General features: G+C 63.1%; 10 protein-coding genes and 1 tRNA gene. 10 read left to right on the top strand and 1 reads right to left on the bottom strand.

What is annotated here, in order from left to right; genetic code table 11:
* Nucleotides 1-139 precede the first annotated feature (139 nt).
* Nucleotides 140-224: transfer RNA gene (locus AC2FMN_RS00875), tRNA-Leu, on the bottom strand.
* A 606-nt stretch (nt 225-830) separates the two neighbouring features.
* On the opposite strand from AC2FMN_RS00875, the gene AC2FMN_RS00870 reads away from it, so the two are divergent.
* From AC2FMN_RS00870 to AC2FMN_RS00825, 10 genes are all read left to right on the top strand, one after another.
* On the top strand, nt 831-1,247 hold the full coding sequence (locus AC2FMN_RS00870; RefSeq protein ID WP_496685431.1) for a hypothetical protein: 417 nt from the start codon (nt 831-833) through the stop codon (nt 1,245-1,247).
* Nucleotides 1,248-1,249: 2 nt separating this feature from the next.
* Entirely contained in the window at nt 1,250-3,262 is a 2,013-nt protein-coding gene (locus AC2FMN_RS00865) for a dynamin family protein (RefSeq protein ID WP_496685429.1), read from the top strand.
* Between the two features lie 5 nt (nt 3,263-3,267).
* Complete coding sequence (locus tag AC2FMN_RS00860; protein ID WP_496685427.1) at nt 3,268-4,926, top strand: dynamin family protein; 1,659 nt, start codon at nt 3,268-3,270, stop codon at nt 4,924-4,926.
* A gap of 124 nt (nt 4,927-5,050) precedes the next feature.
* Nucleotides 5,051-5,452, top strand: a complete 402-nt coding sequence (locus AC2FMN_RS00855) for a hypothetical protein (protein ID WP_496684595.1) — start codon at nt 5,051-5,053, stop codon at nt 5,450-5,452.
* Between the two features lie 23 nt (nt 5,453-5,475).
* A complete protein-coding gene (locus AC2FMN_RS00850; RefSeq protein WP_496685424.1) occupies nt 5,476-6,339 on the top strand; it encodes a hypothetical protein in 864 nt (287 codons plus the stop codon).
* Between the two features lie 69 nt (nt 6,340-6,408).
* Nucleotides 6,409-8,451: a dynamin family protein gene (locus tag AC2FMN_RS00845; protein ID WP_496685421.1), complete on the top strand. Its 2,043-nt coding sequence runs from the start codon at nt 6,409-6,411 to the stop codon at nt 8,449-8,451.
* A complete protein-coding gene (locus AC2FMN_RS00840; RefSeq protein WP_496685418.1) occupies nt 8,448-9,728 on the top strand; it encodes a dynamin family protein in 1,281 nt (426 codons plus the stop codon). The genes AC2FMN_RS00845 and AC2FMN_RS00840 overlap by 4 nt, the downstream gene beginning before the upstream one ends.
* A 339-nt stretch (nt 9,729-10,067) precedes the next feature.
* The gene (locus tag AC2FMN_RS00835) at nt 10,068-12,242 is read left to right on the top strand and encodes a serine/threonine protein kinase (protein ID WP_496685415.1); all 2,175 of its coding nucleotides are present in this window, start codon (nt 10,068-10,070) and stop codon (nt 12,240-12,242) included.
* Between the two features lie 203 nt (nt 12,243-12,445).
* Nucleotides 12,446-13,438 carry an FHA domain-containing protein gene (locus AC2FMN_RS00830; protein WP_496685413.1) on the top strand — a complete coding sequence of 331 codons (993 nt, stop codon included), beginning with the start codon at nt 12,446-12,448 and terminating at the stop codon, nt 13,436-13,438.
* 3 nt (nt 13,439-13,441) lie between these two features.
* On the top strand, nt 13,442-14,227 hold the full coding sequence (locus tag AC2FMN_RS00825; RefSeq protein ID WP_496685410.1) for a PP2C family protein-serine/threonine phosphatase: 786 nt from the start codon (nt 13,442-13,444) through the stop codon (nt 14,225-14,227).
* Nucleotide 14,228 lies beyond the last annotated feature (1 nt).

Here is a 14,228-nt window from a genome sequence, read left to right as displayed (position 1 = left end):
CGGCCTATATTCCCGGCTTCTGCATCCAGTTGACGAATCTTGCCCGCCATCGGAACACCCATCGTAACCAAAGTTGTGACCTTCAAACGGTCACACGGCCTTGTTTGCAAGGCTTTTCTTTGATTTCAAAGGGATAGTATGGTGCGGGTGGAGGGACTTGAACCCCCACGCCTTGCGGCGCCAGAACCTAAATCTGGTGCGTCTACCAATTTCGCCACACCCGCATGCCAGCACCTGCCGTGCCGGGCTGTTGGGCTGATAACAAAGCTTCCCGGCAAGTGCGAGAGGGAATTTTTCGCATCGCGCCGCGCTTGGCCCGCGACCGGGAAACCTGCGCGTCAGGCAGGGCCTGATTTTGGCCATCGTGCGCGGGATCGTGACCGTATCGCAAGAACCTCCATACGTTGTGCCGCAAGACAAAGGCATGTCAGGCGCTCTCTCGCCACCCAACAAATGCCCGAGCCTGGGTTTACGTCGGGGCGAGCATTGCCGGGGCGACGAAGGCCTTCCGGGTGAATCCAAAAGTTGAAGACTTCTCGGAACCTTAGCTTACTACCGGGCCCTGCGCGCGTTCCCGCTCAGACCGTCTGACCATCTTCCGGTTCGGCCGTGCCGGGGCGTCCCGGCCAATTTCGCAATTCTTCTTTAAGTTGCAACACCTTACCAGAGGCTACCCACAATTGCGCCACATTTCAGGCGCTAAAAGAACGCAATCGCGCCCAACAAAGACCGCCTTGAAGGTAATTCTGTTCAGCAAGGAGTTAATGAGTCTTTTCGCCGCCCGGCAATTTACCAGTGTGTCTCGCAACTCCAGAACAAGGGTCTCAGCCGTGACCAAACACATGAGCTCATACGCCACCGAGGAAGACACCGTCTTTCTTGCCCGACAGAATTTTGCCGGCGAACTCAGAACTCTGAACCGGCGCTTTCCGAACACCGGATTCGGCATCGCCCTGCAGACCCAGGCGGGCGACGAATACCTGCTGGCCAACGCCCGCATGCCGCTTCCCACAGAAGGCGCGCGCGGGTTTCCGAGCGGCCGCCGCGTCGCGCGGTTGGAGAACGGGAACCGCTTCAGGTCCATCGAGATTCTGGCCGATGCCGAAAGCCTGAAGTCAGTCTCGCCCAGCACCGAGGCGGAGATTCTCGGCAATGCGCTGGAAATCATCGCCCGCATCGACAATTTCGGCGACTCGGTAGCCGCCCGCCCACAACCCGACGTCGCCGCAACAGGAACCGGAGGCTGAAAATGGCCCGAAACGACCACCTTCTGTCCGTAGGAAACGAGGCATTGGCACCGATGACCGAGGCCATGTCCGCGCTGACGACCCAGATCGACCAGCTGACAGAGGTGGCCGATGCGCGCTCGACCGCGCGCCTGTCCACGCTTCGGACCCGGCTCGAGAACTTCACTGCCAGCGTCACCTTCGTGGGTCAGGTCAAGGCCGGGAAATCCTCGATCGTGAACATTCTGGCAGGTCGCCCGAACCTGCTGCCGTCGGACGTGAACCCGTGGACCTCGGTGGTGACGACGCTGAACATCAACACCCGCGCGCCGGGTGACTACAAATCGAAATTCACCTTCTTCGAGCAGGAAGAATGGGACAATCTGATGGTGGGTGGCGGCCGTCTGGGCGAACTGGCCAACCGCGCCGGCGCCGATGACGAGATGGAGGACATCCGCCGTCAGATCGCCCAGATGAAGGCCAAGTCCGAAGAGCGGCTGGGCAAGCATTTCGACCTGATCCTGGGCCAGAGCCACCAGTACGACTATTTCGACGAGGAACTGGTCCAGCGCTATGTCTGCCTGGGCGACGAGGATGATCCCGACATCAATCCCAAGACCGGTCGCTTTGCCGACGTGACGAAATCGGCGGAACTGTACATGGACATTCCGCAATATCCGATCGCGCTGAAACTGTGCGACACGCCGGGCGTCAACGACACCTTCATGGTACGCGAGCAGATCACCCTGCGCAGCCTGCGCGGGTCCGAGGTCTGCGTCGTCGTGCTGGCGGCCAGCCAGGCTCTGACGACGATGGACATGGCCTTGATGCGGATCATCGCCCAGTTCGAGAACCGCCAGATCATCCTGTTCGTCAACCGCATCGACGAACTGACCGACCCGGTCAGCCAGGTGCCCGAGATCCGCGACCGGATTCTGGACACGCTGAAACAGAACGGCGTCGACACCAATACCAGCGTCGTGTTCGGCAGCGCCCTGTGGGCCGAGGCCGCCCTGACCGGCAATCCTGACATTCTGACCGAGGATTCGCGCCGGGCGCTGAACACGTTCTATCTGGCCGCAGGGTTCGGCGATCAGGCGGCCTCGCTGGACAAGATCTGGGCGCTGTCGGGACTGCCCGATCTGCTGCTGGCCATGAACGAACGCATCGCCGAAGGCGCGGGCCACCGCCTGCTTGACCGGGTGCGCCACCGTGCACGCAACATCGCCAGCCAGATCCAGGCGACGTCGGTGGCCAAATCCCTGTCGGACAGTGACGGGCTGGCGCGCGACCTGGATGGCGTCGCGCCCGAAGAGGCGATCGCCAAGCTGAGCGAGGACTACGAACAGAGGGCCGCCGAGCTGACTACGAAACTGCGCGACAAGGTGCTGGAACGGCTGGCCTCGGCCGAGGCGAATTTCGTCAAACGCGCCACGGACTCGCTGATCGCCCATCTGGAACAGAACGGCGAGCAGGGCACCTGGCAATATGACCCGGCCGGCCTGCGCACCCTGCAGAAGGCGGCCTATTTCAGCTTTGCCCGGTCGATGCGCAAAGAGGCTGGCGCGCTTTATTCCGCCGCTGCCGCCGATGTCGAGGCGCTGTACCACAAGATTCTGGGCAACCACCTGGGCGAATTCAACATCGAGGCCCCGATCGTGCCGCGCGTGCCGCCCCCATTGGGCATCGGGCGCACCATCGCGCTGGATCTTCAAAGCACCTGGTGGCGCAGGTGGTGGCAACGGCGCAAGGGGTTCGAAGCCTACGCCGCCGACTATACCCGCCTGATTGCGTCCGAGGCGAACTCGATCACCAAGGACCTGGAAGAGACCCAGATCGCTGCGGTTCTGGAAAACGTCCGGGCGACGCTGACCGATTTCATGCGCGAGCAGAAGGAAACCCTGCTGAGCATCTCGCCATCCGCGACCAAGGGCGACAACCCCAACGCCGCCCTGCTGTCCGGAATCGAGCCGAAAAAGTCCCGCGATGAAATCCTGGGCGACATCCTCAAGAACCTCAGCAACGAAGCAGCGTAAGAAAAATGGCCAAAGATACACAGATCCGCTTCGTCTCTCCGAAGGCATGGGAACGCATCGAGCAGTGGTCCCGCCGCAAACCGGTATTTGCCTTGATGGGAGAATTCAGCGCCGGAAAGTCGACGCTGATGAACTTTCTTCTGCGCAAGCAAACCTTGCCCACGCAGGTCACCGCCACCCAGCTGCCGCCGGTCTGGTTCAGCTGGGGCAACCGTCCGGCCTATGTGCACGGCCACGACGGCACCAAGACGGAAATCGGCCTAAATCAACTGAACCAGGTCGGCGTCAATGACGCGCAGTTCATCCGGATCTTTCTCGAGGCCGACATCCTCGAGGCGGTCGATCTGATCGACACGCCCGGCATTTCCGACCCCAAGATCGACACCGATGTCTGGCGCCGTGCCGTGGGTCAGGCCAACGGGGTTCTGTGGTGCACGCATTCAACCCAGGCCTGGCGTGAAACCGAACGGGCCACCTGGGTGTCGCTGCCTGAACGCCTGCAGCACAACTCGCTGCTGCTGGTCACGCGCGCTGATGCCCTGACCCAGAAAGACCGCCAGAAGGTGCTGCGCCGCGTCAACCGCGAAGCCGGTCACCTGTTCAATCGCACCGTCCTGTTTTCGGCCAAGGACGCCATCATCGCGCGCGACAAGACCGGCGATGCCGAGCTTTGGGCCCGCAGCGGCGGCGGCAAGATGATCGACAGCTTCCTCGAAATCACCGAGCAGATCATGGATCAGCGCGCCGAAATGCTGACCCGCTACCAGATCGACAGGACACTGGCCCCGGCCAGCGAGCCCCGGACGGCCGCGACTGCGGCGCCGGAGGTGCCCGCCCCCGAGGCTCCGCTGAAACTGGGCGACCCGCTGCGAGCCGAGGACGGATTCGATGCGGTTCGCAACTCGGACGACGTGATTGCGACCTTCCCGGTCCGGCCCGCCCGGGTCGAGCGCCGCAAGGAAGACGGCGAGCGCGCCCGTATCGACGCCGAGGATGCCGAGCGGATGCGAGCCGAGATGACGCCCATGGGCGAAGACGACGATGACCTGCGCTCGTTGTTCCGTGAACCCGAGGACTCGCGTGCGGACATCACCGGCCGCCATCTCGAGCCGTCCCGCCTTGAGGGGTTCGAACTCGAGGACGAATTCGATCTGAGCGACGGAGCGTCGGACTTGTCCGACGAGGACGACTCGGGAGAGGACCCCGACCAAGTGGTGACGACCCTGTCGGAAAAGCTACGCGCAGACGCACCGGCCGATGCCGCCCCGACCGAAGATTCCGACTCGGCACCTGCGGATATCGAGGTTTCGGTTTCCTCGATCACCGCCCTGCTGTCCGAACAACAGGCCGCCGACCCGGACTGTTACGAGCCCGAGCCCGAATCGAATGCCCTGACGAATGGCGGAACCACGGACGACCCGCAGCCGGCCCGAACGTTTGATCATTTGCTGGACGTCCCGGCCGGAACGCCGCTGAGCGCGTCCGCCATGTGGCGCGAGATTTCCGACGGCACCGAACTACCGTCGGATCCCGCTGGGTTGCGCGCCGTCTTTCAGGCTTTTCTGGAGGAATTCGACCAGATCGCGCGCGAACACAGTGGCCAGCAGAGCCCACCAGCGGTGATGAGCGAACCCAAGGACAGGGCTGAATGGCAGGTCTCGTGACGCGACCCCGCGAACCGGGCGGATCGGAAAAAGCCGTTTCCCGCCCGGACGATGAATGGTATCGGTTGCGCGACGGGAAGACCCCGTTGCGCATCGGTTTTTTGAAAGGTTGACAGGACGTTAGATGAGCATAGAGGCCGCCCTGACCAGCGCCATGGAGACTATCCCCGACTGTATCGCAGCCGGATATATCGATATGGAAACGGGCATGTTGCTGGGCGCATCAACGACGGATGATGCCGATGCCGAGGTTCTGAACAATCTGGCCATCGCCGTTGCCAACCTGTTTCAGGGGCGCGGTGTACAGGCCTTCCAGGACCTGCTCGAATCGGCCGGCCTGCAAGACAACGACACCCCCGGGTTCGGAGAAATCGCCGTATTCTCAGAAGATCGGCTGCACATCTTTCTGCGGACGCGCGAGTACCCCGAACACGTGGTCTGCTACATCTGTCACGCCAGCGCCAATACCGGCCTGGCCCTGACCAAATCGCACCTGAGCCTCGGGCCGGTGGCGGCGGCGGTCTAGCAAGGATATCAAGGACGGATGCAATGACGGCGACAGAGATCATCGACATGCTCGAAAACATCGGGCGCAGGGCGACTCCACGGCTGTCTCCCGCGGTCGACCTGACGGCGGAAACACCGGCCGCGCGGCGCAGTCTGATCCTGCAGGCGATCCAGGGTACCGTACTGCCCCGCCGCGCCGAGTTCACCGCCCCTGACGGAACGCGTCTGGCGCTTGAACTGAACAGCTCGCGCATTACCGATGTCTACCGGACCAGCACCGGCGAGCTTCCCGATTTCGCGACCGAAGCGCGTGAAACCATCGTGCGGAAGCTGGCACGACTGGTGTCGGACCTCGCCCTTGCGGGCGATCCGATTCAGATGGTGTCCCTTCAACCCTACGGCCCGACCGAGGCCGACGATGTCGGGATCACCTTCACCGAGATGAAAACGGCCTGTGCGGCGGTCGAATTGCCGGAAGACGAGCCCAGGCTGACCGTCCTGCAGACACCCGCCCCCGAACCCGTCGCGGACGACCCAGACCCGGCCCCTAAAAGCGAAGGGCTTACAACCGCCTTTTTCGAAGGTTCCGGGCGGTTTGCGATGGGACGCTTTCTAAGCGGCCCGGCATCCACGCATCGGCATGACGGCCTTTGCGCGGATGGCCAGCCCCTGCACCCGTCGGCCGGCTTGCTGGACCGGTTCGCAAAGGACCTGGCCGGCTGGGATGCCGATGCAAGCGGGCAACTGCCTCATCCGCAACTGATCGTCATGCGCCCATCGGGCGGCAAGGGGGCCGCGCTGGCCCTGTTGCGTGACGGTCAGGACAATGCCGCCGCCATTCACGACGCGCGCAAGCTGGGGGCCGTTGTCGCGCTATGGAAATCGCTTCGGGGGGCGGATCCGTGACGACCCGGCCCTTTTTTGCATATCAATCCTTACCGTCACGCGTTTTTGCCAGTTTTCAAGGTTAGTGTCATGAGTGAATCCAACCGCCGGGACTTGATCCGGATCGCCAACGAATTGAACGAAATGAGCAATGACGAGACCCGTCATTTCATTTCACGGATCATTGATGACCTGACCAACCTGAAACCCTCGATCGCCTTTGTTGGGCAGATCAAGGCAGGGAAATCCCGGCTGATCAACGGATTCACCGGACAGGCCGAATTTCTGCCCTCGGACGTCAATCCCTGGACGACGGTGATTACCGACATGCATTTCGGGCACCCGTCGGGGCGAACCCAAGGGGCGCAGTTCCACTTTTTCGACGACCGTCAGTGGCGCGCCCTGATCGCCGAAGGCGAAGAATTGCGCAACATGTTCCCCGATGACGAGGACAGCTACAAACGCGAGATGATCGAAGAGCAGGTCGAGGCGATGAAAACCCGCGCCCGGCTGCGGCTGGGCGACAGCTACGAGCAGTTGCTGGGCCAGCACCACGACCTCGAAGAGCTGACCTCCGAGGATCTTGCCCGCTATGTCTGCGCCGGCGAGGATCCGACCGAGGCGACCGAACATGATCCGGGTTCGGACCGGGGTCTGTACAGTGACATCACCCGCAAGGCCGATGTCTATTTCGAACGGGGCCATTTCCCGTTTCCGCTGACCGTAACCGACACGCCTGGGGTGAACGACCCGCTGCTGATCCGCGAGGAGATCTCGCGTCAGTATCTCAAGGAAAGCGATTTCTTCGTGGTGGTGTTGTCGGCGCATCAGGCACTGTCGCGTGCCGATCTGAAACTGTTCCGCCTGATGCAGGCGCTGGAACTGGGCCAGATCCTGGTATTCATCAACCGCGTCGACGAATTGAACGGCGGTGCCGAAGATGCCGCGAAAGTTCGCGCTGACGTGCTGGACGGCCTGCAAAAGGCGTTGGGAAAGACCAATATCGACGTGCTGATGGGCAGCGCCCAATGGGCGCATTATGCGCTGACCGGCGACGAATCCCAGGTGAACCATGACAAGGTTCTGGCCTGGCTGCGCGCCCATCCCGATCAGATGCAGCAGTATCTGGAAGGCGTTCAGAAGCTGAAGCAGGCCCCCGCCCCGATCAGCCGCGAAGCGGTCCTGCGCTATGCCGCGATGATCGCGTCGGGCCTGCCGGATCTGCGTCGCCACGTCACCACCGCGCTGGCCGAAGGCAAGCGCGAGGAACAGCTGCGCATGGCGTGGCAGCATCTCAACAGTTTTGCCGAAGGGGCGCTTGAACGCGGCAAGGCGCGCTTGCGCGCGCTGGACGAAGACGGCCGGTGCCAGACCGAAAGCGCCGCGGAGAACGACAAGACACTGACCCATCTGCGCAAAACCGTGGCGGACCAGATCGTCGAAATTACCCGCGAGATGGACGACATACTGGCCAATCTGCGTGGGGTGATGGACGACACCGTGGCCGAGGCGGTCACCGATGTGGTATTCGGCCCCAACGGGCAATCCCCGCTGTTGGCCAAGGGCGACGCGACCGAATTGAACTTTGTCCCCCTGCGCGAACGGATGCGCGAGCTGGTCCAGGGTGCGACCCAGGTGATCCGCCAGCGCATGCTCAGCGAACTCTATTCGATCGACATGCAGGCGAATGGCGCGCTGCGCGCCCTGCCCGGCTGGCAGGAGCCGGCCGACAGCCGCATGAACACCAGCGCGGTGCGCTGGTACCGACCCGACACCTCGGCCCTGACCCGCGGGATCACGGTCGAGCTGCGGGTGAACTGGCTGTCGCGGCTGATTTCCCGCAAATCGGTCGTGTCCCGGGCCGAGCGCATGATCGTGCAGGAATTCCAGCTGATCGGCGACGACCTGATCGACACCGCCCGCGACGATCTGCTGGAGCGGTTGAACACGGTACTAGATCATTTTCTGGCCTTGCTGGCGGGTCATCTTGAAAACCGCGCCGCATCTGGCAAAAACTCGGAACGCGGTCAGGCCCAGATCGAGCTGGACCGCGCGCGGGCCATCGCGGACCAGCTGCAATTGGTCTTTGACATCGAACACGGCAACGAACGACAACCGGAGGCCGCAGAGTGATCGAATTTCCCTCTACCGAACACGAGGTCCGACAGCTCGAGCGCTTTCTCAGCGCCACCGAGTCGCTGCCCGCGACGGACCGGCTCGAGGATATGCGCGCACGCGCGCAGGCCCATGCCGAACGGTTGTCGACCGCGGTGTCGATCGGGTTCGCCGGAGAATTCGGCGCCGGCAAATCCAGCTTGGCCAACATGCTGGCCGGGGCCGACATTCTGCCCACCGGCCCGCAGCATCTGAAACTGCCGCTGGTGATCGTGGCCTATGCCGACGCGCCGGAAACCACCGTCGGCTGGTGGGACAAGGAACCCAAGACCTACTCCGGCATCGTCCTTGAAAAGGCGGCAGCCGATAACCCCGATTTCATATCGGTCGGGCTGAACACCCCGGCCCTGCGCGAAATCTCGTTGTTCGACCTGCCCGGATCGGGTTCCCTAGATGACAGCTACAAGCAAACGCTGGACCTGCTAAAGTTCGTCGATTGCGCGATCTGGTGCACCAACGGCACCAACGCCTGGCGCGAGACCGAACACCACCTGTGGGCACAGGTGCCGGAAACCCTGCGGGCGAACAGCCTGCTGGCCGTGACCCATGCCGACTTGCCGCCGGTGCGCGACGCCCTGGACCGCGTGTTGGCCCGGCTGGAAAAACAGAAGACCGGCATGTTCCGGGCCATCGTCCCGATCGGAACACCGGTCGCCGTGCGCGCCATGGCCCAAGAGCCCGAACCCGATTTCGCCTTGTGGGAGACCTGCGGCGGCCAGAAACTGGCTGAACAGATGCTGGAAATCGCCTCGGACCGGCGCAAATCCGACTTGGAGGCCGCGCGCCGCGACCTGAAACAGGAATTTCTGCCGTTTCTGGAGACCCTCAAGGGAGACGAACCAGAAACCCCCGACTCGCGCACTGTCCAGCCCAGTCTGGAATCGGCGCTGCCGCCGCTGTCCAATCCGATCCTCGAAGACTGGCTGGCCGCCATCGCCAGCATCTACGAGGACCTGCGCGACAGCTCGGACATTGACCCCAGCGCCTTCCTGGAAAGCTGCCGGGAAATCGTCGAAGATTTTGCCGAACGCCTGGACTCCGGGTCCGAGATCGACCCCGAGGCCGACTGGATCCCGACCGAGTTCGAGAAGGCCACGGACCTGTTGCTGCTGCTTCAGTTCGAAACCGGCGAGACCCGGCTGAAGGACGCGGTCAGCATACTGGCGCAGCTCAGCGACAATCTGGCCTGGGCCGGCAGCAAGGTCGCCACGGCCGCGCCCCGCACCGGCACCTGAACTCTTCGCGCCCGGATTGCGCCGCTCAGCGGCGAATCGAGCGCCTGGACTCTGCCAACCATTGTTTCGAATCCGTCGACCATGCCGGTCGCGACAAGCGGACTGACAATGGTCAGACTACACCATTTTCCAATATATAGAATATATCCTCAGATAACACACAAGATACAGATCGCCCTGCGGGTCGATCCATAGTGAAGCCATGCGGCGGCCCCAATAAAGTCAAATTTGAACCGTCTAACCGTTCTCAAGTGTCCTGCGGTTGTTTTTGGTTGTGAGTGCAAGGGCAGTTTGTCCGGTTTTTGTAGGCCGCAAGAATTGAACTCATGGGCGGGAAAAATGAATCACAACCACGCGGTCGGCGCCTCGCACGACGAACCACAGATCCAAGGGCTGCAACCCGGCGCGAAGCTGCTGCGCGGCCAGTATGAAATACTGGAATTTCTCAGCAATGGCGGGTTCGGGATTACCTACCTGGCCCGTGACAGCCTGGATCGCAACGTGGTCATCAAGGAATGCTATCCGGGGGCGCTTTGCCGCCGGAGCGGCGATCTGGTCGAACCCAACGACCCCGCCTTCAAGGACGATCTGCGCGCCATCATCGATCTGTTCATCCAAGAGGCCCGCAACCACGCGCGGCTGGTGCACCCGAACATCGTGGATGTTCATCAGGTGTTCGAGGACAACGACACCGCCTATATCGCGATGGACCTGATCCGCGGCTGCGACCTGCTGGATTACATCGAAGACCCCAAGACCGAAAGCGGCCCAGATTTCATTGTGCAGGTCACCGAGAAGATGCTGTCGGCGGTGTCGTTCATTCACCAAAGCGGCATGCTGCACCGCGACATCTCGCCCGACAACATCCTGATCGACGAACATGGCGAACCGATCCTGATCGATTTCGGGGCCGCGCGGGAACAGGCCGCCAACAAGTCCGCCGCCCTGCTGACCCTGCGGGTCATCAAGGACGGCTATTCCCCGCATGAATTCTATGTACGCGGATCGGAACAGGGACCTAGCAGCGATCTGTATGTGCTGGGCGCCACGCTGTACCACGCGATCAGCGGCGAACGGCCCATCGACGGGCAGACCCGCCTGAACGCCTTCAACAACGGCCAGCCGGACCCGTATGTCCCGCTGACCGGCCGGTTCCAGGGCTATCCCGAAGGGTTCCTCGAGGCGATCGACAAAGCGATGGAACTTCACGCCACCGATCGCCTGCAATCAGCTCTGGACTGGCTGCGCATGTTCCGCGGTCCCAGCGTCGTGTTCGACAACTTCGATTATCGTCCGGTCTCGGTCATCGTCGCGCTGGACCGCGAAGATGACGAGGCAGAAAAGGCCCGCATCAAGGCCGAGGCCGACAATGCCGAAGCGGTCGTGACCGCCCTGCTGGCCGGCAATTCCGATCTGGCTCTTGGCCCGACCAAGAACGACGAGGCGGCTGCCTCGGGGTCCGTGGGTGATACGGCCCCGACGGTCGACACCGTCGTTCAGAAAAGCTCGAGCGGCAGCGGCAAACTGATCGCCGGCCTGGCGGTTCTGGCAGCCCTGGCTGCCGGCGGCGGCTATGTCTGGATGAACAAGGACGCCACGGCACCCGACGCTGCCGTATCCGCCGTTCAGGCGGATACGACCGTCGCGGCGGCGACACCCGAAATCACGCCGGAAGCACCCGCACCCATCGAATCAGACCCCGAACCGGACACCGCCCTCGAAACCCCGCCGACCGACGGTGTGGGAAATCGCGGGCCGGAAGAAACCGCGGCAACACCAGAAGCGCAGGACCAGCCTGTCGAGCAGCCCCTGGCCGAGCCAGCCCAAACGGCAGATCCAGTCGTCGAAAAACCCACGGCTGCGGCGCCCGAGACCCCTGCCCCGACCGCACCGGTCAAGCTGGCCCAGAACCAGTTCGGCTTTGCCCATTGGGATGTCGAAGTCCCGTTCTCAACTGCCACGCGGCGCGGTTCTACCGGCAGCGCGATCGCGATCACCGGTGTTGAACAGGGCCGGGACCTGTCGGTCATTGGCGATTGGGTCGCACGCGGCGCGGTCATCTACACCCTGAACGGCGAGCCTATTCAGGACGACGCACCCCTGGCGACGCAGGTGCTGAACAACCTTCAGATCGACCCCGACGGCTATGTCCGCGTGGCCGCCCGGTACCGGGCACCAGGCAAGACCCGGCCCGAGAACGGCCTGCTGGCCCTACCCGCGATCCGCAACTTCGGGTTGATCAACGGGTATGGTTTCACCGCCCGTGCCGGTGGCGACACGGGTTGGCAGACCATCGTGAGCGAAGCGCCGATCGAAGGGGCTGGATCCTTGCAGGAAGGCGACATCCTGCTGCGCGAAATCCACACCGGCACCGAGATCACCGAGTCCGACAGCCTGGACCGGGTGATTTCCGAACTGGTGGCCGATGGCCAGCCCGAGGCAAAGCTGACGGTATCGCGCAACGGCGCCGAGACCACCGCCCTGATGCCCTTGACACAGGAGCAGGCGGAATGACCTGACCGACAAGTCCCGAACCCGCCAGCGTGTTTGGCTGAGGGTGGCATCGGTTTTGCGCCACCCTGACGGGATCCGGCCCGTCGCGGAGCGTAAAGATTTTCTGGTTTCCCCGATCATCAGTGCCCTGCCCGTGCGCAGAGGTTTTTCGCAGCCCCACGGACCCATCCAGTCCGTGCAAGAAGTCAAAAGGTGTCGACACCATGTTCAAATACAAAAGCCCCCTCAGCCGGCTTCTCGAAGGTGCCGGCAAGACCAAGGAAGCCGAGGCCACCGATACGGCCGAAGCCACGCAGACAGAACCCGAGGCTGCGCCCGACGAGAAACCTCAGCCGATCGCGGATTTCAACGCGCTTCGGCAGGCTCTGGGTGGCGGCAGCCTGAACACCGAAGGCTTCGAGGAAAGCGACGAGCTGCTCCCCGAGGACAAGATGCCCGAGTTTGACGACGAGGAAGAACCGGTCACCGAGGCGGCCAAGGAAGCCCCGTCGCAACCCGAAGCGGCCGAGCCCGAACCCGAGCCGGTCGTGACCCTGCGTTTGGCTCAGCCCGAGCATGAACCCGAGACAGCTTCGATCGAGGCGGACAGCGCCGAGGAAGCGGTTGCCGAGGCGCCCGAGCCAGAGACGTCGGCGCTGGAAGAGTCCCCCGAACCGCCCGTCGCAGCGCCCGAGCCTGCTACGATCGCGGCCACCGCAACCGCAGCCATGACGGCGGCACCCGACGTAGCCCAACAGGACCGCCGCGCGCGGGTCAAGACCACCTTCCTGGGCTTCGAGCGGCCGGACACCCATGTTCAGGATCTGATCGAAACCGCCGAACCGATCCGCAAGGCCGAAACTGCCGCCGAGACCTTCCCGGTTGGCTGGCTGGTCGTCACTGGCGGCCCAGGCCGTGGCGCCAGCATCACCCTGAAGGAAGGGCTGATGCAGATCGGCCGCAACGACGATCAGGCGATCCAGCTCGATTTCGGCGACACCGGCATTTCGCGCTCGAACCATGCGTTCATCGCCTATGATCCGGAAGACCGGAAATGCTATTTGGGCCATGGAGGCAAGGCCAACCTGGTGCGCCTGAACGGCAAGCCGGTTCTGAGTACCGTACCGCTGGCCAGCGGCGACCTGATCCGCATCAGCGAAACGTCCCTGCGGTTCGTCGCCTTCTGCGACGAAAACTTCGACTGGCGGGACGCATAACGAATGCTGGCGACTCCGTCATATGACATTGCGCTGATCCTGGATCAGGGCCGGCGCGACTCGCAGGAGGACGCGATCGCGGCACGTGTCTTTGACGCGGCCAATGCCGGCTACGTGGTGGTGGCCGACGGCATGGGCGGTCACGCGGCCGGCGAGGTCGCCTCGGACCTCGTGATCAAGGCCTGGCGCTCGGTTCTGGATGCCGTTCTGGACAGTCGCGAACCGACCGAAAGCGAATTGCAAGACGCCCTGCCCCTGGCCGCCATGCAGGCCAATGCGACGGTGGCGGGCTACGGCGAAGATCAGCCGGCAGGCTTCAACATGGGGTCGACCCTTCTGGGCGTTCTGCTGCTGCGCAACCGGCTGTTCTGGATCTCGATCGGCGACAGCCCACTCTACCTGTTCCGCGACGGGGCCCTGACCCAGATCAACGAAGATCACTCGATGGCGCCCGAAATCGACGCCCGTGTCGCACAGGGGCATCTGTCGCCGGCCGAAGCCCAGGCCCACCCCGACCGCAACCAGCTGACCTCGGTCATCATGGGCGCGGCGATCCCCAAGGTGGACTGCCCCGAACAGGCGCTGGAACTGGACCCCGAGGATATCGTGGTTCTGGGCAGCGACGGGCTGCAGTACCTGACCGACGACGAAATCAGCGCGACTCTGCAGGACAACGCCGACGCGCCTTCCCAGGACATTGCCGACAGCCTTCTGCAGGCCCTGATCGCCAAGGCCGATCCCGACCAGGATAACATTTCGATCGCCGTCGTGAAAGCGACCGGACAATAAC

The sequence above is a fragment of the Ruegeria sp. BHSC037 genome, from assembly GCF_059613045.1.
This window is presented reverse-complemented; position numbering and strand designations above follow the sequence as displayed.